General features: G+C 60.3%; 23 protein-coding genes. All 23 read right to left on the bottom strand.

Annotation, left to right across the window (positions count from 1 at the left end):
* Positions 1-24: 24 nt before the first annotated feature.
* The 23 genes from rseP to flhB all read right to left on the bottom strand — a co-directional run bounded on the left by rseP (position 25) and on the right by flhB (position 21,858).
* Positions 25-1,281, bottom strand: coding sequence for an RIP metalloprotease RseP (gene rseP, locus FE781_RS11615; protein ID WP_138789795.1), 1,257 nt, complete (start codon positions 1,279-1,281; stop codon positions 25-27).
* A 104-nt stretch (positions 1,282-1,385) separates the two neighbouring features.
* Positions 1,386-2,537, bottom strand: coding sequence for a 1-deoxy-D-xylulose-5-phosphate reductoisomerase (locus tag FE781_RS11610; protein WP_138789794.1), 1,152 nt, complete (start codon positions 2,535-2,537; stop codon positions 1,386-1,388).
* 23 nt (positions 2,538-2,560) lie between these two features.
* Positions 2,561-3,370, bottom strand: coding sequence for a phosphatidate cytidylyltransferase (locus FE781_RS11605; protein ID WP_138789793.1), 810 nt, complete (start codon positions 3,368-3,370; stop codon positions 2,561-2,563).
* An 18-nt stretch (positions 3,371-3,388) separates the two neighbouring features.
* Positions 3,389-4,153 carry an undecaprenyl pyrophosphate synthase gene (locus FE781_RS11600; protein ID WP_138789792.1) on the bottom strand — a complete coding sequence of 255 codons (765 nt, stop codon included), beginning with the start codon at positions 4,151-4,153 and terminating at the stop codon, positions 3,389-3,391.
* A 66-nt stretch (positions 4,154-4,219) separates the two neighbouring features.
* Complete coding sequence (gene frr, locus FE781_RS11595) at positions 4,220-4,774, bottom strand: ribosome recycling factor (RefSeq protein WP_138789791.1); 555 nt, start codon at positions 4,772-4,774, stop codon at positions 4,220-4,222.
* A complete protein-coding gene (gene pyrH / locus FE781_RS11590; RefSeq protein ID WP_138789790.1) occupies positions 4,774-5,502 on the bottom strand; it encodes a UMP kinase in 729 nt (242 codons plus the stop codon). Before pyrH ends, frr begins: the two co-directional genes overlap by 1 nt.
* Positions 5,503-5,642: 140 nt before the next feature.
* Complete coding sequence (gene tsf / locus FE781_RS11585) at positions 5,643-6,296, bottom strand: translation elongation factor Ts (RefSeq protein WP_138789789.1); 654 nt, start codon at positions 6,294-6,296, stop codon at positions 5,643-5,645.
* A gap of 109 nt (positions 6,297-6,405) precedes the next feature.
* Complete coding sequence (gene rpsB, locus FE781_RS11580) at positions 6,406-7,104, bottom strand: 30S ribosomal protein S2 (RefSeq protein ID WP_138789788.1); 699 nt, start codon at positions 7,102-7,104, stop codon at positions 6,406-6,408.
* A gap of 242 nt (positions 7,105-7,346) precedes the next feature.
* Positions 7,347-7,880, bottom strand: a complete 534-nt coding sequence (locus FE781_RS11575; protein ID WP_138789787.1) for an endolytic transglycosylase MltG — start codon at positions 7,878-7,880, stop codon at positions 7,347-7,349.
* The gene (locus FE781_RS11570) at positions 7,867-8,379 is read right to left on the bottom strand and encodes a DUF6115 domain-containing protein (RefSeq protein WP_138789786.1); all 513 of its coding nucleotides are present in this window, start codon (positions 8,377-8,379) and stop codon (positions 7,867-7,869) included. The genes FE781_RS11575 and FE781_RS11570 overlap by 14 nt, the downstream gene beginning before the upstream one ends.
* Before the next feature lie 24 nt (positions 8,380-8,403).
* Positions 8,404-8,727, bottom strand: coding sequence for a hypothetical protein (locus FE781_RS11565; protein ID WP_138789785.1), 324 nt, complete (start codon positions 8,725-8,727; stop codon positions 8,404-8,406).
* A gap of 24 nt (positions 8,728-8,751) precedes the next feature.
* Positions 8,752-10,140 (bottom strand): flagellar assembly protein A, encoded by a 1,389-nt coding sequence (locus tag FE781_RS11560; RefSeq protein ID WP_138789784.1) that lies wholly within the window; start codon positions 10,138-10,140, stop codon positions 8,752-8,754.
* A gap of 21 nt (positions 10,141-10,161) precedes the next feature.
* Entirely contained in the window at positions 10,162-10,950 is a 789-nt protein-coding gene (locus FE781_RS11555; RefSeq protein WP_138789783.1) for a FliA/WhiG family RNA polymerase sigma factor, read from the bottom strand.
* A 48-nt stretch (positions 10,951-10,998) separates the two neighbouring features.
* Positions 10,999-11,406: a hypothetical protein gene (locus FE781_RS11550; protein WP_138789782.1), complete on the bottom strand. Its 408-nt coding sequence runs from the start codon at positions 11,404-11,406 to the stop codon at positions 10,999-11,001.
* A 4-nt stretch (positions 11,407-11,410) separates the two neighbouring features.
* Entirely contained in the window at positions 11,411-11,905 is a 495-nt protein-coding gene (locus FE781_RS11545; RefSeq protein ID WP_138789781.1) for a chemotaxis protein CheD, read from the bottom strand.
* Complete coding sequence (locus FE781_RS11540) at positions 11,906-12,523, bottom strand: chemotaxis protein CheC (protein ID WP_138789780.1); 618 nt, start codon at positions 12,521-12,523, stop codon at positions 11,906-11,908. It abuts the gene before it with no gap.
* Between the two features lies 1 nt (position 12,524).
* Positions 12,525-12,983, bottom strand: a complete 459-nt coding sequence (locus tag FE781_RS11535; RefSeq protein ID WP_138789779.1) for a chemotaxis protein CheW — start codon at positions 12,981-12,983, stop codon at positions 12,525-12,527.
* A gap of 25 nt (positions 12,984-13,008) precedes the next feature.
* Positions 13,009-15,081 (bottom strand): chemotaxis protein CheA, encoded by a 2,073-nt coding sequence (locus tag FE781_RS11530; protein ID WP_138789778.1) that lies wholly within the window; start codon positions 15,079-15,081, stop codon positions 13,009-13,011.
* 24 nt (positions 15,082-15,105) lie between these two features.
* Complete coding sequence (locus tag FE781_RS11525) at positions 15,106-16,311, bottom strand: protein-glutamate methylesterase/protein-glutamine glutaminase (RefSeq protein WP_138789777.1); 1,206 nt, start codon at positions 16,309-16,311, stop codon at positions 15,106-15,108.
* Positions 16,312-16,380: 69 nt separating this feature from the next.
* Entirely contained in the window at positions 16,381-17,301 is a 921-nt protein-coding gene (locus FE781_RS11520; RefSeq protein ID WP_138789776.1) for a MinD/ParA family protein, read from the bottom strand.
* Positions 17,294-18,712, bottom strand: a complete 1,419-nt coding sequence (flhF, locus tag FE781_RS11515) for a flagellar biosynthesis GTPase FlhF (RefSeq protein ID WP_138789775.1) — start codon at positions 18,710-18,712, stop codon at positions 17,294-17,296. Before flhF ends, FE781_RS11520 begins: the two co-directional genes overlap by 8 nt.
* Positions 18,709-20,742, bottom strand: coding sequence for a flagellar biosynthesis protein FlhA (gene flhA, locus FE781_RS11510; protein ID WP_138789774.1), 2,034 nt, complete (start codon positions 20,740-20,742; stop codon positions 18,709-18,711). The genes flhF and flhA overlap by 4 nt, the downstream gene beginning before the upstream one ends.
* A gap of 24 nt (positions 20,743-20,766) precedes the next feature.
* The gene (flhB, locus tag FE781_RS11505) at positions 20,767-21,858 is read right to left on the bottom strand and encodes a flagellar biosynthesis protein FlhB (protein WP_138789773.1); all 1,092 of its coding nucleotides are present in this window, start codon (positions 21,856-21,858) and stop codon (positions 20,767-20,769) included.
* Positions 21,859-21,863 lie beyond the last annotated feature (5 nt).

Here is a 21,863-nt window from a genome sequence, read left to right as displayed (position 1 = left end):
TGTTATCCTCCAACGCGGCAGCGGTCAGCGGACCAGCTTCAAAATATCATTGTACGTAACGGCGATCATCAACAGCATCAACATGGCGAATCCGACGAAATGCACCATGCTCTCCCGGCTCGGATCGACCGGACGGCCGCGAATGGCCTCCAGTCCGAGAAACACGAGACGGCTTCCGTCCAACGCGGGGAATGGCAGCAAGTTGAAAATGCCGAGATACAAGCTCAAAATGCCTGCCCAGAAGGTGTAGTCGACGATTCCCTTCTCCGCTTGCTCCGCCGTCACCTGAATCGTGCCGACGGGACCAGACAGATCGTCCAGCGTGAACTGCCCGGTCACCAGCATCTTGAAGCCCGTCAAAATCTGCTTGGTGCTGTAAACCATGCTGTCCCAGCCGCCCTGCACGACCTCCAGCGCGTTCGGTGTCCGTTTGCCGACCGCGGAAAGCTGAATGCCGACCACGACCCGGCCGTCGGCGTCCCGCTTGGGGGTTACGCTCAAGTCGACCGGCTCTCCGTCGCGGATGACGCGCCACGTCATCGGACGCCCTTCGGCCTGCTGGATCAGTTGGGTGAGCTTTTGATGGTCGCCGCCGATTTCATGCCCGTCCACGGCGGCGACGATATCGCCGGAACGGAGTCCCGACTGGTCGGCCGGCGAGCCGGAGCTGACCGAATTCAGCTTGAGGTTCTCCGGCAACCCCGCCAGCACCATGACGAGCATAAACAGCAGAAACGCCAAAATAAAGTTCATCAGCGGACCCGCGAAAATGGCCAACGCGCGCTGCCCGACCGTCTTGCTCCCGAACTGCCGGTCCCACGGCGCGATTTGCGTCTCCCGCCCGCGCGCGACCATGACCGCATCCGGCGCGATATCGAACGTGCGGACTTCGCCGTCCGTATCGAGCCGCAGCTTCAGATCCCGCTCCAGATCGAGATAGACGACCTCGCCGCGCTCGGCCCCGACGCGGGTATCGAGCTGGTCCAGATAAATCGACCGGACTACCCCGTCACGGACGTCGACGGCGATCGTCTGACCGTTCTGCACCTGGACGATCTCCGGGTCCTCTCCGGCCATCCGGACGAAGCCGCCGATCGGAAGCAGACGCAGCGTGTAACGCGTCTCGCCCCGCCGGAACGAGAACAGCTTCGGTCCGAAGCCGATGGCAAATTCGCGAACGAGAATGCCCGCCCGCTTCGCGAAATAGTAATGTCCCCACTCGTGGATCGTGACCAGGACAAAAAACATCAGCACGATCTGAAATATCGTCTGCAGACTCATACGGCTGCCCTCCCCGGTGTCTGTCGGCTACGTCCAACTGTACTTAGATTACATGAACACTAATCATAATACAAGCAAGCCGGCGCAGATAGAACGGCCGTCAGTCAGCGGGGATGCGGATAAGCCGATGCCCGGCCCCGCGCCCAAGCGTCCGCCTCCAACACTTCCTCCAGACCGGGGTTATCGATCGGCGCATGGGATTCGAGGGCGTCGGCGATCACGTCGTCGATCGCCAGGAAGGGCAGCTCTCCCCGGACGAACCGGTCGACCGCCACCTCGTTGGCCGCGTTGAAGACGGCGGTCGCAACGCCGCCCGCCCGTCCGCTCTCGAACGCCAGCCGAAGCGCCGGGTAGCGGTCCATATCCGCCGGACGGAAGTGCAGCTTGCCGATCTGCGCCAGATTCAGCTTCGGAGCCGGATTCGGCAGCCGGTCCGGCCAGGTGAGCGCATACTGGATCGGCACCCGCATATCCGGGGAGCCCAACTGCGCCATCACGCTTCCGTCGACGTACTCGACCATCGAATGAACGATGCTCTCGGGATGCACCAGCACCTCGATGCGGTCGTAGGGCAAACCGAACAGCCAGTGCGCCTCGATCACTTCCAGCCCCTTGTTCGCCATCGTGGCCGAATCGATCGTCACCTTGGCCCCCATCGACCAATTGGGATGCTTCAGCGCCTGCTCGACCGTCACGTTCGTCAATTCCTCGCGGCTTCGGTCGCGGAAAGCGCCGCCCGATGCCGTAATCATCAGCTTGGCGATCCGGCCCGACGGCTCGCCGTTCAGGCATTGGAAGATCGCGGAATGCTCGCTGTCCACCGGCAATATCCGGACGCCCTTGCGGGAAGCCGCTTCGCACACGATCGACCCGGCGGCGACCAGCGTCTCCTTGTTGGCGAGGGCGATCGTCTTGCCGGCTTCGATCGCGGCCAGCGTCGGCTTCAGCCCGCGGCTGCCCACGACCGCCGTCAGCACGATATCGGCTTCCGTGCCGGCCGCCGCCTCCACCAGGCCTTCCTCTCCCCAATACAGCTTCACGCCGCTTGGCAGATGCGGACGAATCCGGCCCGCAGCCTCCCGGGTTCCGACCGATACGATGCGGGGACGGAATTTTTTAACCTGCTCCAGCAGCAGATCGGCGTTCGATCCCGCCGCCAGGGCTTCCACGCGGAATTCGTCCGGATGGCTCGCGATGACGTCAAGCGCCTGCGTTCCGACCGAACCTGTCGAGCCCAATAACGATACTCGCTTCAAAGCGTTCACTCCGTTTCTCTCTATCACCCGATCAACCCGACCACGTGCAGGAACGGGAACACGATCAGCCAACTGTCGGTCCGATCCAGCACGCCTCCGTGACCGGGAAGCAGCCGCCCCGAATCCTTGATGCCTCTCACCCGTTTATAGGCCGACTGCATCAAATCGCCAAGCTGGCCGACGACCGCGATGCAAACGCCGATCACGGCGGCTTCTCCGAACCCGATCAGTTCGGGCTTCCAGGCGGCCATCGCCATCGTGACGGCAACCGCCAGCAACACGCCGCCCAAGGCGCCCTCCACCGTTTTGTTGGGGCTGATGGACGGCCAAAGCTTCGTTCGGCCGAAAGCCCGTCCGGCGAAATACGCCCCCGAATCCGACGCCCATACCCCGAGCAGCACGAGCAGCGTCCACCACAAGCCGTCGTCTCCCGACAATCGCGTATCGATCATATAGCGGAATCCGGCGGCCACATACAGGATGCCCAGCAGCTCCAGCGCGATCATATCGAGCGTGATCCGGTTTTTGCTGACAACCGTCAGCGCGAACAGCACGAACATCAGCGCCCACAGCAGATCCGCCGCCGACCAGGCGGTTCCCCACAGCCGATCCCATCCGGCGCCGGAATCAGAAGGCCAGACCAGCGCGGCCAAGGCGGCGTAACCGGCGATCGCCGTCGGATCGGCCGCGCGCACGCCGTTCATTCGATGGTATTCATGCAAGCCGATAAAGGCCATCGCCGCCAGAAGCGCGGCAAACCAATATCCGCCGAGCACGAGCACGGCAATAAACGCGGCGCCCGCAACGATACCGGTCAACAATCTCTGTCTCAACGATTTCCCTCCATGCGGTCAGATCCCGCCATACCGGCGGGCCCGCCGTTGGTATTGCGCAATCGCTTCGCGGAAATGCTCCTCCGTGAACTCCGGCCAATACCGTTCGGTGAACCAGAACTCACTGTATGCCATCTGCCACAACATAAAATTGCTGACCCGAATTTCTCCGCTCGTGCGGATCATCAGATCGGGGTCCGGGAGATCGTATGTATAGAGGCAGGATGCGAACATGTCTTCGTCGATCTGTTCCGGATCGAGCTCGCCTCTCTGAATGCGGCGGCCGAGCTCTCTCGCCGCGTGCACCATTTCCGTGCGGCTTCCGTAATTCAGCGCGAAATTCAGGATCATTCCCGTATTGTTCTTGGTGCGTTCGATGGCGGCTTCGACCGTTCGAAGCGTATGCGCCGGCAGCCCTTCCCGAATCCCCATCATGCGCACCTGGACGTTTTTCTCGACCAGTTCGTCCATCATGATCGGAAAAAATTCTTGAGGCAACTTCATCAGGAAGTCGACTTCGTCGGCGGGACGCTTCCAATTCTCAGTCGAAAACGCGTACAACGTCAACACCTGCACGCCCAGTTCGTTCGCGCAGGCCACTATCCGTTTCACCGTCTGCATGCCGGTATGATGGCCGGCGACCCGCGGCAAGCCCCGCTGCTTCGCCCAGCGCCCGTTGCCGTCCATGATGATGGCCACGTGGCGCGGGACGTTGCGCCGATCCGGCTCCGCACCGCGGGGTTGTCTGCCGCCGCCCAACAGTCGTCTCCATAAGTTCCTCATCGGTTTCACCCAGCCTAAGAGATCAGAAGGCAAAAACCCCCACTTTCCAGAGGGGGCCAATCGGACTCACACTTCCATGATTTCCTTTTCTTTTGCTGCCAGCACTTTTTCGACATCGGCGACTGCCCTGTCGGTGAATTTCTGGATGTCTTCTTGATGACGGCGGGATTCGTCCTCGGACACGCCGTTTTTCTCAAGTTTCTTGATCTGTTCGATCGCGTCGCGGCGAATGTTGCGGATCGCCACTTTCGCTTCTTCGCCGTATTTGCGGGTCAGCTTCACCAGATCGGCGCGGCGCTCTTCGGTCAGCGGCGGAATGGACAAGCGGATGACATTGCCGTCGTTCGTCGGCGTCAAGCCAATGTCGGATTTCATGATCGCTTTCTCAATGGCGCCCAAAGACGATTTGTCCCAAGGCTGAATGATCAGCGTGCGGGCGTCCGGCGTTGTGATCGACGCCATCTGGGACACCGGAGTCATCGTTCCGTAATATTCCGCTTCCACCCGGTCCAGCAGCGCCGGAGTGGCGCGTCCGGCCCGAAGCGAAGACAGATCCCGTTTCAGAGCGCCGATCGCTTTATCCATGCGTTCTTCGGCGTTTTTTTTGATCGACTGCGGCATTAAGAGACACTCCCTCTGACGATCGTTCCGATTTTTTCGCCCATGACGGCGCGTTTGATATTGCCGTTTTCCGTGATGGAGAAGACGATAAGAGGCAAATTGTTGTCCATGCACAGCGACGAAGCGGTGGAATCCATGACGCCGAGGTTTTGGTTCAGCACGTCGAGATACGTCAGCTCATCGTACTTCACCGCGTCCGTATGCTTGAATGGGTCCGCGCTGTAGACGCCGTCGACCTTGTTTTTAGCCATCAGGATCACATCCGCCTCGATCTCGGCCGCGCGAAGCGCCGCCGTCGTGTCGGTCGAGAAATACGGATTGCCCGTTCCGGCCGCAAAAATCACGACGCGCCCCTTCTCCAGGTGACGGATCGCGCGGCGGCGGATATAAGGCTCCGCCACTTGCTGCATCGTAATAGACGTCTGTACCCGGGTCGGCACATCGATCTGCTCCAGCGCGTCCTGCAGCGCCAGCGAGTTCATCACCGTGGCAAGCATGCCCATGTAGTCCGCTGTCGCCCGGTCGATGCCTTTGGCGCTTCCGGCGATGCCGCGCCAAATATTGCCGCCGCCGACGACGATCGCCACTTCGACGCCCAGTTCGTGCACCTGCTTGACTTGCTCGGCGACCGACGCCATCGTTTGCGAATCGATTCCATACCCGAGTTGTCCGGCCAACGCTTCGCCGCTCAACTTCAACACGACGCGCTTATATTTGGGTTGTACCAAACTGAATTCCTCCGTTTCCCAGACGTCCACAGGCCTTGATTTTGCTTCGATAAATGCCCTACTTTATAAAAGAAGGAACACGCAGGTGTTCCGTCTCGCGGCTCCGCCGGCCCGAGGCCGGCGGATATGCAGTTAAGCGATTATTGTTTGACCTGAGCCATAACTTCCGCGACGAAGTCGTCTTGCTTTTTCTCCAGGCCTTCGCCCAGCTCGTAGCGGACAAAACGGCGGATGGAGATGTTTTCGCCGATCTGGCTGATTTTTTCGTTCAGCAGTTGCGAAATCGTTTGGTCCGGGTTTTTGATGAACGGCTGCTCCAGCAAGCAGTACTCTTCGTAGAACTTGTTCAAGCGGCCTTCGACCATTTTCTCGACGATTTTTTCCGGCTTGCCTTCGTTCAGAGCCTGGTTTCTCAAAACTTCGCGCTCGTGGTCCAGGTCCTCTTGCGGCACGTCTTCGCGGCGAACGTAACGCGGATTGGCCGCCGCGATCTGCATCGCGATGTTGCGCGCGAACTCTTTGAACTGCTCCGTTTTGGCGACGAAGTCCGTCTCGCAGTTGATCTCGACCAGGACGCCGATCCGGCCGCCGGCGTGGATGTAGCTTTCGACCACGCCCTCGGTCGCGATGCGGCCCGCTTTTTTGGCGGCGGCCGCCAGGCCTTTTTCACGCAGGATGTCTTTCGCTTTATTCAGGTCGCCGGCCGCTTCTTCCAGCGCTTTTTTGCAATCCAGCATACCCGCGCCCGTTGTTTCGCGCAGTTCTTTTACCATAGCTGCCGTAATGTTCGACATTGGGGGTTCCCTCCTGTGAGAACGATGGATTCCTGTCTCTGCTTTCTCAAAAAAAGGGCGGTGAGAGGCTCATCACCCGCTAACCACCCTTGCATTTGGATTTCGAAGATTAGGCTGTCGTTTCTTCGCCTTGGTTGGCTTCAACAACCGCGTCGGCGATTTTCGCCGTCAGCAGCTTGACTGCGCGGATCGCGTCGTCGTTGCCCGGGATTACGTAATCGATCTCATCCGGATCGCAGTTCGTGTCGACGATGCCGACGATCGGGATGCCCAGCTTGCGGGCTTCCGCAACCGCGATGCGCTCTTTGCGCGGATCGATAACGAACAGGGCGGACGGAAGTTTTTTCATGTTTTTGATGCCGCCGAGGAATTTCTCCAGACGCTCTTTCTCTTTGCGGAGCAGGATGACTTCTTTTTTCGGCAGCAGATCGAACGTGCCGTCCACTTCCATACGCTCCAGATCTTTCAGACGGTTGATCCGTTTTTGGATCGTCGAGAAGTTCGTCAGCAGGCCGCCCAGCCAACGCTGGTTGATGTAGAACTGGCCGCTGCGCTCGGCTTCTTCCTTAACGGAGTCTTGCGCTTGTTTTTTCGTGCCGACGAACAGGATCGTTCCGCCTTCGGCTGCGAGCTGGCGCACGAAGTTGTACGCTTCCTCGACTTTTTTGACCGTTTTTTGCAGGTCGATGATGTAAATGCCGTTCCGTTCGGTGAAGATATAGCGATCCATTTTCGGGTTCCAGCGACGGGTTTGATGTCCGAAGTGTACCCCAGCTTCCAGAAGCTGTTTCATGGAGATGACTGCCATCTTCACGCACCTCCTCGAGAATGGTTTTGGTTCCCTCCGCCGATCGCATCTTTGCACCAGACTCCCCGCAGGAAGCACCGTGATGCAAATTGACCAAGCGTGCGTGGTAAACACCGACAATTACTATATCATATCCGACAACGCTTTTGCAAGCATCGTCGAACGGCCCCGCACGGCGCGTCCGGAGCCGGGAAACTCCGGCCTCGAACCGCAAAAAAACGGACCGACGCTGCCAATCAGCATCAGTCCGACGTAATCGCTTGGACAATCGCTTCGATCGAAGTGCCGGGCTTGAAGGTGTACGTGCCGGCACGGATCTTTGTCGTCTTGTATTGCTTGCGCAGCGCCTCCACCAAATCTTCGGGGCGCTCGATCACGCCCGCTTCGGCCAAAGCCTCCGCCGCCTGCTGGGCGAGCGCTCCTCCGGGAATGCGGACCGTGCCCGGCGGCAAGGACGGGCTCGGCGCCGGTGTCTCGGCAGGGGCGGACTGGACGGCAACGGCGGAATCCGCCGCCGGAGACGGTTCCGGCGCGGCCGTCTCGGCGGCGATCTTCGCTCTCTCCTGCGCGGCCGCTTGCTTCTTGACGGCTTCCAGCTCGCTCTCCGTCAGCACCCGGTAGCCTTGGCGGGCCGCCTCGGCTTTCCAGGCATCCGGGCCGATGCCGGCGGGGACCGGGGCTTGTTCGGCGCCCGACGCGCGGATCAACTGCAGCAGCAGGCTGGCGAGTACGATGCCGCTCCCCAGTCCTGCGATAAACGGCTTACGATGGGGCATGCTGACGCGCCTCCCGTTTCGCCAAACCGAGAATCAGCATGACTTCGCCCTTGTTCATGCCCAGCTTGCGGGCGATTTGCTCCGTCGACTTGCCCTGCCGGTAATACTCGAACAGCTCGGGATACCGTTCCTCGATCGATCCCCCGTCCCCTTCCGGCTGCGCGGACGGCGCGGGAGCCGCCGGTTCCGCTGCGGGAGCCGCGGGCGCGGCCGGGAGTTCGGGATTCGACAGCAGCGATCGGAGCCATTCGTTTTGCTTCTCGAGCGCGTACATCCGGCGTTCCACCTCGGCCAGACGCTCGTCGTGCTCATGCTTGAAGTTGGCCAGCCACTCGGCGAACCGTTTGTTTTCTTCCTCCAGCTCGGAGGAGAACGCGTCAAGCGTCCGCTCGATGTCGTCCAAGCTCGGGGCGGCGGATTTCTTTTGCTTATTGGGCAGCAGCCATGCCAATCCGATCAGGCATAAGCCGATCACGGCCAGATAGCCCCATGCACCCATTACGACCCCCCATTTCCTGATGACTTACCCTCTCAGATCGATGTATTTTCCTTTAAACGGATGCGCGGCCGGGATATCCCGCGCTTCCCGTTCTTCTTTCCGTTTCCGCTTTCCCGCTCCGCCGTCCGCGTTCCTCCGGGCCTCCTGCTCCCCTTCGTCGGCGATGCGGGTTTCGGCGGGCGATTCCGTCTTGAGCGTCTTCTGCCGATCCTGTTCGGTTTTCTTAAGCGATTCCTGACCGAGGATCTGCTGATCCAGCATCGGCTTGGCCGTTTGCTGCTGCTGAAGAACGCTTGCGTCCTGCAGGCGGGGCAGCGCCATCTGAAGATCGACGGCCTTCATATCCATGGCGGACACCTCCGCGGTCAATCGTTACGTCAAGGAAAGCATCGCGATTTCCCCGTCCACAATCCGGAAATACATCCGCTGCACGGCGTCTTTGATAAATCTCGTTTGGCGTCCGATCACGATCCGGGTCCCGCCGTATATCGTCGACAACACCTCGACGCGGGCCGTATCCGTGTTTTCGAGAATTTTCTCGATTTCGTACATGCGCTGCTTGGCTTCTTCGTACTCCTCTTGCATTTGTTTCTTCGTGTGGTTCAGTTTGACCCGCATCGCCAGCTTGTCCGGGGACAATTGTCCCGCTGCCGCCATCTGATCGAGCAGGACAAGCGCTTTCTCCGTCTTGTCCAACCGGTCGAGCAGATCGCGCATGACGCCGCGAAGCTCCGCATGCTCGTTCCGCAGTTCGGGCAGCACGCCGACCTCGATCGCGGTTTGCGTGGACATCGGGTTGCCGATCGTCCGGGCCCGAACGCGTTCCCCCGCCTGGATCGTTCCGCCGACGATCAAGCCTTTGGCTCCGTCGCACAGCACCGAACGTCCGGCGCGGATCTGCGAATGCATGATGCTTTGGGCGACGATGACGTCTTCCGCCGCTTCCACGTTGCCGTCCTGAATAAACGATACCTTGACGTTGCGCCCGGCTTTCACCAGACCTTTGCCCAATCCGAGAATGCCGGCGGAGATGTCGATGGACCCTCCCGCCAACACCTCGGCGGCTTCCACGCCTCCGATGATCCGGATGTCCCCGTCCGCCCGCACGCGAAATCCGTTCAGCACGTTGCCCCGAATGACGACGTTGCCGACGAAGTCGATGTTGCCGACATTGTAATCGACGTCGCCGTTCACCTCGAAGACGGGGAAGACGTTGATCTTCTGCCCTTCGGTGCGGACGACTTGTCCGTCCAGAGCCGCGTACATATTGTTTTGCTCCGGATCGAGAATCACGTTTTTGCCCGGCTTGAACCGGGCTTCCTTGCCTTTTTTCGCGATGATCGGCTGGCCGGTTACGTCGATGCCGTTGATGCCTTCCTTGGGCGGCAGACGTTCAGCGATTTTTTGACCTTTGCGCACGTTGTTGAGCTGCCGAAGCTCGCGGAAATCCACCTTGCCGTCTTCGGTTTCGGAAGGCCTTTTCTCCGAATCCCCGTCGAACAGCAGCACGATTTTGCCGTCTTCGCCCTCAATGGCCGGGTCGCCTTGGGCGATCAGCACTTTCTCGCCCAAATAGGCGTTCGGCTCGGCGGCGATTTTGCCGATGACATCCCAAAATACGCCGTACCGGATTTGATAGGCGGCCAGCAGTTCCTCCAGCTCGTTCAGAGGCAGCTTGGCATAGTCCTGTTTTTTTTTGAACTGTAAATAAGCGCGCAATTTATCGTCTGTGGTGCTGATTAGCAGATCCTGATCCAACATCGCGATCCCCCTCCGTCCCCGTTACGATCCTTCCATTAACTGCGGCTTCAGTCGTCCGAGCGCCCCTCGCAGCCGTAATATTGCCTTCGAGTGTAACTGAGAAATCCGGGAGGGAGACAACGACATGACTTCCGCTATTTCGCTAAGAGATAATTCCTCGTAATAAAACAAGGATACGACCGTCCGTTCCTTTTCCGTCAGCTTGTCGATCGCCTTCGCGAGCGTCTCCTTCAGGAACAGCTCATTGACGGTGTATTCCGGATTTTTCGCTTTTTCGTCCACCATGAGAGACAGCCTCGTCTCCGATTCTTCGTCCTTGATCGGATCGTCGAACGAGCACAACGAGGCGAACGAAATTTCCTGTAGAACCTGCCGGAATTCAGATTCCTTCATATTCAAATAAGCGGCCATTTCCTCGTCGGTCACCGAGCGCATCCGCTGCTGTTCCAGCTTTTGATACGCCTCCTCGACCCGCCTGGCCTTCTCGCGGACGGACCGGGGAACCCAATCGTTCTGCCGCAATCCGTCGATGATCGCGCCGCGTATCCGCCAAGACGCGTACGTCTCGAACTGCAATCCCCGCTTGTAGTCGAATTTATCGACGGCGTCGATCAGGCCCATGGCTCCGAACCCGATCAAATCTTCCTTGGATACCGATTTCGGCAAATTCACAGCCATGCGGCTGGCGACATATTCCACCAGTGGCACATAACTTTCGATTAGCGCTTGCTTGGCCTCGTGGCGGCGCTCCAACTTCCACTCCTGCCACAGCTCGTCATTGGAGCGGGCATTCGGTTTTTGATGGATCATTCGCGCACCTCCCGTCCCTCCTGGTTATCGCCCGAATATCCTTGACCGTCAATCGGAATTCTGGAAGTGTCTCACCACGCGAGCCACTTCCTCAGGTGACTGCTCCGGCTTCTTCGTTTGAAGCTTGGGAAACGTCAACGGTTCGAAAGCCGGTTCCGGCTCGTCATCCCGCTTGTCCGAGACGTCCGGCTCCGTCTCGTCCGGCGTGACGTAATCGATATGGGCTCCCCGGCCGTCGTCCTTCCGTTCGGCCGTCGTCCTGGAATCGGCGCCCGCTTGGCCGACCACAAGCCCGAGGACGAAGCGGACCGCATAACCGATCGCGAACAGCCAGACAAAGCTCCACAACGTTTTCGAGAGCGTATCCGTCCACACATTGCCGGACCAAGAGAACAGCAGGGTCAAGACGGCCCCGGTCAAACCTAACGCCACATTCCATCGCCATGTTCCAATCATTCGGCTACAGTTCCTTTACTCCGTGCTGCACGCTTCGAACCAGCAGAAGGCCGGTCTCGCTGTAAAACTCGATGGTGCGCCCGTAATTTGAACCCGTGTCCTCTGCTATGAGCGGGATGTTGAGGCGCTTCAAAATCTCCTTGCACGCCTCGACGTTGCGCGGACCGATCCGCATCGTCTCGTTCTGCGAGGCGAACGCGAACATCTGCGCGCCGCCCGCCATTTTGGCTTCCAGGCTGCGAATGCGGGCCCCGATCCGCTCCATGCGGGCCAGCAGCTCCGGCACGGCCGTATCGGCGTATTTCGCCGGATTCAAGCTCTCGTCTCTCGAAATATCCGAGGACGGCAGCATGATGTGAGCCATTCCCGCGATTTTGTTCAGGCTGTCGTACAGCGTCAAGCCAACGCACGAGCCGAGTCCCGTCGTCTTGAGCACGCCGCCCGCGCCGGTAACGTTCAGATCGGCCATCCCGACCTTGATATAGGTGTCTTGGATCATCTATACCGGCACTCCCAGCGCCTGAAATAGCTTCTCGAACGAGTCGGGGTCCGGAATAAAGAAGCAAAAGCCCCCGATGTCCTCCCGCTCCTCCAAAAAGGCGGTCTCGATGAGCAGCGCGTGATCGCCCATCACGCCGAACTGCAAGATCCCGTAGCTCAGGATCGCGCCGGCCATGTCGAAGGCCAGTCCCGGCACGGAGGGGGTCAGATGCAAGCCCGTCAGATCGGCCAGCGAGGACAAGTAAGACCCCGCCAAAATGTTGCCGATCTCGTGCAGCGCCGACCATTCCATCTCCGTCCATTCGTCCTCGCCGCTCCATTCGAGCCCGACGAGACGCCGGAGGATGCTGCGGGCGGACGTCTGATCCAGAATAAAAAACATATTGCCCGTCGCGTCGCCCTCCACCCGGAGGAAGATGGCGATAACCACTTCCTCCGGTCCGCCGACCTTTTCGGAGATCTCTTCGAAGGGAACCATGTCAACGCTGGGCACCTTCATGTCGATCGGCTTGTTGAGCAGCCGGGACAGCGCGGTGGCCGCATGTCCGGCCCCAATATTGCCGACCTCTCTCAACGCGTCAAGCTGAAGTTCGGCAAACAGCTTGCGGCTCGCCACGTCAAACCTCCATCTGTTCCAACTGGATGATTTCGCTTTTGTTGAGAACTTCTTCGAGGTTCAACAGCACGAGCAGCCGTTCCCCGATCTTGGCGATGCCGCGCAAATATTTGGCGCGGATGCCGCCGACGATTTCCGGCGGCAGCTCGATTTGATCCGAATTCACGTCGATCACGTCGCTTGCCGAATCCACGATCATGCCGACTTCCAGATCGCCGACGGCGACGATGATGATCCGGGTGTTGTCCGTGTACTCCGCTTCCGGCAGACCGAAACGTCCGCGCAAGTCGATCACCGGCAGGACGACGCCTCGGTTGTTGATGACGCCTTTGACAAAGGCCGGGGTCTTCGGCACGCGGGTCATCGGCGACATTCTTTCGATCGTTTTCACTTTTTCGACTTCCACGCCGTATTCCTCATGTCCAAGCGCAAAGACGATAACCTTCAATTCTTCCGCCATCCGGATTACCTCCTCGGAATAATCGTTATTTCAGCAACGCGTTCGGGTCGAGAATGAGAGCGACATGGCCGTCGCCCAGTATCGTCGCTCCGGACACGGCAAACACCTTGGACAAATACGAGCCGAGCGATTTGAGCACGATTTCCTGCTGGCCGATCAAATCGTCGACGACCAGCGCCATCAGCCGCTCCCCTTTGCGCACGATGACGACGAACAGCTCCTCCGCCGACGTATCGGCTCCCGGAACGTCCAGAACTTCCGACAGGAACAGGATCGGGATAACGGACCCGCGGTATTGGATGAGCCGCTCCCCATGCACGACGCGGATCTCGCTGCGCGGGATCAAGGACGTCTCCACCATGGACGACAGCGGAATCGCGTATTTCTCGTCGCCGACCCGGATGAGCATCGCCGCGATGATGGACAACGTAAGCGGCAACTGGACGGTGAACTTCGTGCCTTGTCCCCAGCGGCTCTCGACCGTAACCTTGCCGCCCAGCGACTCGATTTTCGTCTTGACGACGTCGAGACCGACGCCGCGGCCGGAGATGTCGGTAATTTTGTCCGCCGTGCTGAAGCCGGGGGCGAACAAAAGCATATGGATTTCTTCATCCTTCATCGACTTGGCCTGATCGGCGGTGATGACGCCCCGCTTGATCGCGGTCTGCATGACCTTTTCCGTATGTATGCCCCGGCCGTCGTCTTCGATCTCGATAAACACATGGTTGCCGCTGTGGTAAGCGCGGAGATGCACGGTTCCCTGCTCGGGCTTGCCCGCCGCCACCCGTTCATCCGGCCGCTCGATGCCGTGGTCGCCCGAATTGCGAAGCAGGTGGACAAGCGGATCGCCGATCTCGTCGATTACCGTCCGGTCCAGCTCCGTATCCGCCCCCGTGATGACCAGCTCGATTTTTTTGTCGAGCGTCTTCGCCAGGTCGCGGATCAGCCGCGGGAACCGGTTGAAGACGGATTCGACCGGAACCATCCGCAGCTTCAGCACGATATTTTGCAGATCGCTGCTGACGCGCGCCATATGCTCGACGGTCTCCGTCAGCGCCTGGCTGCGCAGCTCCGACGCCAGCGACTCCAGCCGCACCCGGTCGATCAGCAGCTCGCTGAACAGGTTCATCAGCGTGTCCAGCTTTTCGATATCGACGCGGATCGTGCGGTTGACCGCGCCCCCCGAGGCGCCCGCGGGGGCACCCGCCGAAGGGCCGGCCGCCGGCGCTGCCGCCCGCTCCCGTCTCTCGGCCGGACGCGGCGCAGCGGCCGCAGCGGCTGCCGCCGTCTCCTGCTTCGCGATCTCGCCTTCGCGCATCTGCTTCAGATCGGCTGCCGTAATCGCCGTAACGACCGGCGGTTCCACTTCGCTGATCGAGCCGAGCGCTTTTTCAAGCTCTTCCTTCGGGTGCTCCGTCACGAAATAAACCGTAAAGCCTTTGTCGAATTTCTCCTGCTCGATGTCCTGGACGGCCGGCTGCGATTTGACGACCTCCCCGAACTTCTCGAACACCTGGAACACCATAAACGCGCGGGCCGCTTTCAGCACGCAGGTCGGGGCCAGCGATATATCGATCCGGTACAGGCCGAGACCGGCCTGGAGCGACTGCTCGGCCACCGATAGCTGGAATTGGTCCAGCATCCCGGCCGCGGAACCCGCAGACCCCGCGGAAGCCGCCGCGCTTTGCGCGGACGGTATCGCGGCAGACGCCGGCACATCGCCTTTGGCGATCGCTTGAAGCGACGCCACAATGGCCGTTACGTCGGCCTTGCCGGTGCCGCCGGCGATAATATCCTGAACCATCGTCTCCAGCGCGTCCAAGCATTGAAACAAGACGTCGAAGATCGGTTCCGTCATGCGCAGTTTGTGGTTGCGCACGAGATCCAGCACGTTCTCCATCTCGTGCGTCAAGGTGGCCAGCTCTTCAAAGCCCATCGTGGCCGACATGCCTTTCAACGTATGAGCCGAACGAAACATCACCTGCACGATGCTTATGTCGTCCGGGGATTGCTCCAACTGCAGCATATTGTCGTTCATCGCCTGCAGATGCTCCCGCGCTTCGTCGATGAACATGCCCAAATACTGATTCAGTTCCACGTCCTGCACCTCCCGCCATTATTTTCATCCTTGATTGACAACATTCGACAGATAGGGCCCAATTTCCTCTAAGGGAAGCACGGTTTTTGCCGCGCCGTTTTCGACAGCCGATCTGGGCATTCCGTATACGACGCAAGTCGCTTCGGATTCGGCGATCGTCGTTGCCGCTCCGGCCTCCCGCAGCGCCAGCATTCCCTTCGCTCCGTCGCTGCCCATGCCCGTCATCACGACGGCGTGCCGCTTCAAGCGATGCAGAGGCAGCAGCGATTCGAACAACACGTCGACGGAAGGCCGATGGCCGGAACGCGGCTCCTGCTTCGACAGCGCGATCCGGTATTGGCCGTCCCCGGCTTCCTCGACATGCATGTGCCATCCTCCCGGCGCGATATAGGCGAGACCGTTCTCCAACATGCTGCCCTGCTCGGCTTCCTCGACGCGGATGCGGCTGATCGCGTCGAGCCTCTGCGCCAGCGACTTGGTGAAGTTCGGCGGCATATGCTGAACGATGACGATAGCTGCGGGAAAGTCGCCCGGAAGCGAGGCGATGACCTTCTGGAGCGCCTTGGGACCTCCCGTGGACGTGCCGATGGCCACGATATGTCTGATCTGCCGGTCGCCGGCGGCGCGGTCGCGCTTCGGCGGCTTGCCGGGAAGCGGCGGCCTCGTCTGGTCGCGGCGGGACTCCGCCGGGAGCGCTGCCGGCTGTCTGGCGGGCCCGTCCTCCGCCGGCCCGGGCTTCGGCCGGACCCCGAACGGTTCCGCCGCCGAAGCGGGCAACGGCGCCGGTCCGGCCGGCGGCCGGCCCTGCTTCTTTCCGACCGGCGTTATTTTCGCCGTTACGGCCATGAGCAGCTTTTCATGAAGCTGCTGCTTGACCTTGTACAAATCCAGAGAAATCGAACCGGAAGGCTTGCGGACGAAGTCCACCGCTCCAAGCTCCAGCGCCTGAATCGTTTCCTTGGCACCCTCCGCCGTCAGACTGCTCAGCATGACGACCGGCACCGGACACTCCCGCATGATGACGCGCAGCGCGTCGAGTCCGTTCATTTCCGGCATCTCGATATCCATCGTAACGGCATCGGGCCGATGCTTCTTGACCAGTTCAACCGCTTCTTTGCCGTTTTTGGCCGTCGCGACGACCTCCATCCGCGGATGCTCAGCGATCAGATCGCCGACCAGCTTGCGCATGAAGAGGGAATCGTCCACGACGAGAATCCGATGAGGCTCCATTTGATCTCTCCTTTTCTGTCGCAGCCTAGGGGTCTGGTGAGGATCAAGAACAAGCATGGAAAGCTCTCGCTAATCGCGGTCGCTTCTCCTGGATTGGGCTCCGAAAAAAGCTTTGCTGATAAACCGGCTCAAAAAGGATTTAAGCCCGCCTGCCGCTTCTGCCGGCGCCGTTCCGGAGGCTCCCGCCGGCGCGGCCGCATACCGTCCGGCCAACTGGAACAGGCTCCGCGAAGCGGGACTTCGCGGAGAGTCGATCGTGAACGGAACTTGCTTTTTGACGGCGCGGCCGACCTCCGGATCGTCGGGCAGCGATCCGAGAAACGGAATGGAAAAACCCAAGAAGCTGGACGCGACCCTGTCGAGTTTGTCGGCCGTCTGCACGCCTTCCCGGTCGTCCGTCACCCGGTTGACCACCAGCCGGAAGTTCCGGTACCGTTCCGTCACGTACACCATCTTCATCAGCGCGTAAGCGTCGGCAATCGCCGTCGGCTCCGGCGTGGTGACGACAATCGTCTCGTCGGAGGACGAGATCAGGCGGGCCGTCTCCTTCGACAGTCCCGCGCCGGTATCGATCAGCAAATAATCCGCGTATCCATTCAACTGCTGAATCTGGGAGACGAAGTAGGAGATTTCCTCCTCGTTCATCCGCAGCAGATCGTACACGCCCGAGCCCCCGGCGATATACTCGAGGCCGTTCGCCCCCCGGTTCATCACCTCCCACACGGTTTTTTCCCGCGTAATGAGATGATGAAGATGGTAAGGCGCCGACGATCCCATGAGCACGTCGATGTTCGCCAGACCGAAATCCGCGTCGAGCAGCACCACCTTCAAGCCCCGTTTTTCCAGCGCGAGAGCGAAATTCAGCGAAAAATTCGACTTGCCGACGCCGCCTTTCCCGCTGGTTATCGTAACGACGCGGGTTTTGGGCGAACTGGAGCGGCCTGTGTAGCGGTCCATGATGTCACGCAGCGCTTGTGCCTGGTCAGCCATTTCCGGGTTCCTCCAACAGCCTGCGAACCAAGGCGGCCTCGTCGGCCAGGCCGATGTCGTCCGGCACGTTTTGCCCGTACGTCACGTAATCCAACTGATACGGAACGGCGGAGAGCAGGTTGAAGACGCTGCCGACCGAGTTCGTCTCGTCCAGCTTCGTCAGCAGCAGCTTGCGAATGCCGTAAGCGGAGAAGGTGTCGGCGATCGCCACCATATCCTTGCTTTTGGAAGTCATGGACAGCACGAGATACGTCTCGCTCGGGCCTTCCGTCCGCAGCAGGCTGCCCAACTCGGATACGTACATCGGGTTCCGGTAATTGCGCCCGGCGGTATCCATCAGGATCAGATCCCGGTCGGCCAGCTTGGCGAACGCCTGGGCCAAGTCTTGCGGAGACACGACAACCTCCATCGGCACGTTCAGGATGGAGGCATACGTCCGCAGTTGTTCCACGGCCGCAATCCGGTATGTGTCGGCCGTAATGAAGCCGACTTTCCGGCGGCGGTGCAGCACCTGCTCAGCGGCCAGCTTCGCGAGGGAGGTCGTTTTGCCGACCCCCGTCGGTCCGACGAAATGGGCCACGCGAATATGGCTCTGAAGTCCTTTCGGCTCGGCCGCATGCCGCGTCAGCCTGTCCAGCAGCACCGCCTCCAGAGCCGGGCGGAACCTGGCGGCTTCCGGGACGGACGCGTCGGCCGGCTCGCGCGCCGCATATTCGGCGGCTTCGCGCACGATCTCCTCGGCCACGTCTGGATCGACCTCCTGCGCCGTCAGCCGCCGCTTCCATCGGTCCCGCTCCGTATCCGGCGGCGGAATGTCTTCCCCGACCAGCCGGCCTACGATCCGCTTCATTTCCCGCAGCTCCGCCATCACCTGCTGGATCTCGGAGACGGAAGCTTGGTCCGAAGAGGAAGCCGCGAGAGAGGCAGCCGGAACAGACGCCGGTTCGGGAGCCGGCCCAAGCGGCTCCGGCTTCGCCAGCTCATCCGCGGTGGGCGCGGACGGGCGGCCGGCGCTGACGGAACGTTCGGCGGCAACCGCGGCTCCGGCCGTCCGCGGCCGGCCGGCGGACGCCTGATACGCCGCCTGGACCACGCTCGGCGAAGAGAAGCTCGGCTGGCTCGCCTGCGGCGCGGCTGCGGCCGATGCGGCCGTCTGCTTGGCTTGCTTCACCTGCTGCAGGATGCGGTCCACCTCGGCCGATACGGCTTGCGGGGACGGAGCCGGCGGCGCGGCAGCCGTCTTCGCGTCCGCCGCGGCGAACACCTCCAGCTTTTTCTTCTTGAACATGCCCAGCACGCCGCCCGCCCGGATCTCCTTGGAGCTCAGGATGACGGCGTCCGCGCCGAGCTCGGCGCGGATTTTCTGCATCGCCTCCGGCATGTTGTCCACCACGTAACGTTTGACCTTCACAGATTCACCACCCCGACGCTTTGGACTTCGACACTCGGTTCAAGCTCGCTGTAAGACAACACGGGTATATCCGCCATGCTCCGGTCCAGCAATTGTCGCAGATACATCCGGATGGTCGGGGAGACGAGCAGAATCGGCTGCCTTCCCATCTGAGCGAGCTTGCCGGCCTGCTCGGTCACCTTCTGCAGCAAAGTCTGGGAGGTGACGGGATCAAGCGCGAGATACGTGCCGTGATCGGACTGCTGGACCGACTCGGTGATGCGCCGCTCGACGGTCGGCGCGACGGTAATCACCTTGAGCCCCTGCTCCGTTCCGAGGAACTGCTGCGTAATTTGTCTGGACAGCGCCTGACGGACGTATTCCGTCAGCACGTCGGGATCTTTGGAGTACGTGCCGTAATCGGCCAGCGTCTCCAGTATCGTCGTCAGATCGCGGATCGAGATTTTCTCCTTCAGCAGCTTGGCCAGCACCTTCTGCACGTCGCCGATCGACAGCACCGAAGGAATCAGTTCGTCGACAAGCGCCGGATACGATTCGCGGATATTGTCGATGAGGGCTTTCGTCTCCTGGCGGCCGAGCAGTTCGTGCGCATGCCGCTTGATCACTTCCGTCAAATGCGTGGCGACGACGGACGGTGGATCGACAACCGTATACCCCGCCAGCTCCGCGCGCTCCTTCATCATCTCGTCCACCCACAGAGCCGGCAGCCCGAAGGCCGGTTCCGTCGTCGGGATTCCCGTTACCGATGCGTCCTCGTAACCGGGCGTCATGGCGAGATAATGGTGAAGCAGCAGCTCGCCCCGCGCGACGATATTTCCTTTGATTTTGATGATGTACTCGTTCGGCTTCAATTGGATGTTGTCCCGGATCCGGATGACGGGCACGACCATGCCCAGCTCCAGCGCGCATTGGCGCCGGATCATGATGATCCGGTCGAGCAGATCGCCGCCTTGCTGCGCATCCGCCAGCGGAATGAGCCCGTACCCGAACTCGAATTCGATCGGATCGATCGTCAGCAGTCCCATAACGCTTTCGGGACTGCGCACCTCCTCGATCTGCTGCTCCTCCTCCTGGACGCTGGCTTCGGCCTCGCGGCGGGACATCGATTGCTGGATGCGCCTGCTGGCGAAAACCAGCACGAGCGCCATCGGGAGGGTGATCCAGATCCCGATCGGCGTGAACAGCCCCAATGCGGCCAACGTGCCGGCGACGATATAGAGCAGCTTCGGGTATCGAAGCACCTGGCCGCTGAGATCGTGGGCCAGATTGCCCTCCGACGCGGCGCGGGTGACGATGATGCCGCTGGCTGTCGAGATAAGCAGCGCCGGAATTTGGCTGACGAGCCCGTCGCCCATCGTCAGGATCGTGAACTTCTGCAGCGACTCCGTCGGCGACATGTTGTGGTACGTCATGCCGAGAATGATGCCGCCGATAATGTTGATGATCACGATAATGACGCCGGCGATGGCGTCGCCTTTGACGAACTTGCTCGCGCCGTCCATCGCCCCGTAAAAATCCGCTTCCCGCTGGATTTTCAAGCGGCGTTCCTTCGCTTCGGCCTCGTTGATCAGACCGGAGTTCAAGTCGGCGTCGATACTCATCTGCTTGCCCGGCATCGCGTCAAGCGTAAACCGCGCGCCAACCTCCGCCACCCGCTCGGAGCCCTTGGTAATAACCAGAAACTGCACGATGATCAGGATCAGAAACACGACGAACCCGACAACCAGGTTGCCGCCGGCGACGAAGCTGCCGAACGTCTGGACGACTTGGCCGGCATGCGCCTCCGTCAGGATCAACCGCGTCGTGCTGATATTAAGCGCGAGACGGAATAAAGTCGTAATGAGCAGCAGGGTCGGAAATATCGAGAAATCGAGAGCGTCCTGCGTGTTCATCGCGATCAGTATAATCATAAGCGCGGCGGAAATGTTGACGATCAGGAGCAAATCCAGCAGCCAGGTCGGCAGCGGCAGGATCATCATCAACACGATGCCGATAACGCCGACGAGGACGTAGAGATCGCGCGCTTTCATCCGTCAGGCCCCCCCTTTCCGGTCTCATTGAGCTTTGTTTTTCAACTTGTATACGTAAGCCAAAACTTCCGCGACGGCCTGAAACAGCTCGGGGGGAATCGTCTGGCCAATTTCCGTCTGCTGGTACAGCGCACGCGCGAGCGGCTTGTTTTCCATAATCGTAACGCCGTGCTCCGCCGCCACGCCACGAATCCGCAAGGCGATGTAATCGACGCCTTTGGCGAGCACCTTGGGCGCGTCCATCGAAGAGGCGTCGTAGGCGATCGCCACCGCGAAGTGGGTCGGGTTCGTGATGACGACGTCGGCTTTGGGAACATCCTGCATCATCCGCATGATGGCCATTCTCCGTTGCTTCTCACGGATTTTTCCTTTGATCAGCGGGTCCCCTTCCGTCTTTTTGTGCTCATCCTTGATGTCCTGCTTCGACATCTTGATCGATTTCTCAAACTCGTATTTTTGATAGTAAAAATCCAGTACGGCCAAAATCATCAGGGCGACCGCGATGTACAACCCCAGCTCCATCGACATTTGCGCGGCATAATGGAATATGCCTTCCAGCGGCAGCTTGGCCAGGCCGACCAGGTCGGTCCGGTGATCCCAGAGCATGACGCCGGCGATCAACCCGATGATCGACAGCTTGATCAGCGACTTCAAGAACTGCACGAGCGACTGCAGCCTAAACAGGTTTTTCGCTCCGGTGACCGGGTTGAGCTTGCTGAACTTCAGCATCAGCGGCTCGGTCGTGAACATCCATCCGAACTGAAAGATGTTGGCGGCGATCCCGACCACAAGGGCGATCAGGAAGATCGGCATCAGCAGCAGCAGTCCTTCCAGCGCGAGCTGCCGGAAGATGCCGAGAATGTTCGGAACGGTCGCCTCCCAGAACATGTACTCCCGGAAGGAGATCGTAAACAGCTTTTCAAACCGCTCTTTCATATGGCCGCCAAATAAAAACAAATACGCCAGCGTTGCGAGCAGGATCGCCGCGCTCGGCACTTCCATGCTTTTGGCAACCTGCCCCTTTTTTCGGGCTTCCTGGCGTTTCTTGGGCGTCGCCGGCTCCGTTTTTTCTTGGGAAAACAATTGCAGGTCCAGCCGAAGACGAAAAGACGGCAACGGAA

Source organism: Paenibacillus thermoaerophilus (assembly GCF_005938195.1).
GTDB classification, from domain to species: domain Bacteria; phylum Bacillota; class Bacilli; order Paenibacillales; family Reconciliibacillaceae; genus Paenibacillus_W; species Paenibacillus_W thermoaerophilus.
This window is presented reverse-complemented; position numbering and strand designations above follow the sequence as displayed.

Coding starts and splice junctions, on each gene's coding strand:
- rpsB (WP_138789788.1), bottom strand. CDS start 7,104: ATGGCAGTCATCTCCATGAAACAGCTTCTGGAAGCTGGGGTACACTTC.
- rseP (WP_138789795.1), bottom strand. CDS start 1,281: ATGAGTCTGCAGACGATATTTCAGATCGTGCTGATGTTTTTTGTCCTG.
- FE781_RS11545 (WP_138789781.1), bottom strand. CDS start 11,905: ATGATCCAAGACACCTATATCAAGGTCGGGATGGCCGATCTGAACGTT.
- FE781_RS11560 (WP_138789784.1), bottom strand. CDS start 10,140: ATGTTGGATCAGGATCTGCTAATCAGCACCACAGACGATAAATTGCGC.
- flhA (WP_138789774.1), bottom strand. CDS start 20,742: ATGAAAGCGCGCGATCTCTACGTCCTCGTCGGCGTTATCGGCATCGTG.
- FE781_RS11535 (WP_138789779.1), bottom strand. CDS start 12,983: ATGGCGGAAGAATTGAAGGTTATCGTCTTTGCGCTTGGACATGAGGAA.
- FE781_RS11600 (WP_138789792.1), bottom strand. CDS start 4,153: ATGAGGAACTTATGGAGACGACTGTTGGGCGGCGGCAGACAACCCCGC.
- FE781_RS11520 (WP_138789776.1), bottom strand. CDS start 17,301: ATGGCTGACCAGGCACAAGCGCTGCGTGACATCATGGACCGCTACACA.
- FE781_RS11565 (WP_138789785.1), bottom strand. CDS start 8,727: ATGGATATGAAGGCCGTCGATCTTCAGATGGCGCTGCCCCGCCTGCAG.
- FE781_RS11570 (WP_138789786.1), bottom strand. CDS start 8,379: ATGGGTGCATGGGGCTATCTGGCCGTGATCGGCTTATGCCTGATCGGA.
- frr (WP_138789791.1), bottom strand. CDS start 4,774: ATGCCGCAGTCGATCAAAAAAAACGCCGAAGAACGCATGGATAAAGCG.
- FE781_RS11525 (WP_138789777.1), bottom strand. CDS start 16,311: ATGGAGCCTCATCGGATTCTCGTCGTGGACGATTCCCTCTTCATGCGC.
- FE781_RS11550 (WP_138789782.1), bottom strand. CDS start 11,406: ATGATTGGAACATGGCGATGGAATGTGGCGTTAGGTTTGACCGGGGCC.
- tsf (WP_138789789.1), bottom strand. CDS start 6,296: ATGTCGAACATTACGGCAGCTATGGTAAAAGAACTGCGCGAAACAACG.
- FE781_RS11575 (WP_138789787.1), bottom strand. CDS start 7,880: ATGCCCCATCGTAAGCCGTTTATCGCAGGACTGGGGAGCGGCATCGTA.
- FE781_RS11555 (WP_138789783.1), bottom strand. CDS start 10,950: ATGATCCATCAAAAACCGAATGCCCGCTCCAATGACGAGCTGTGGCAG.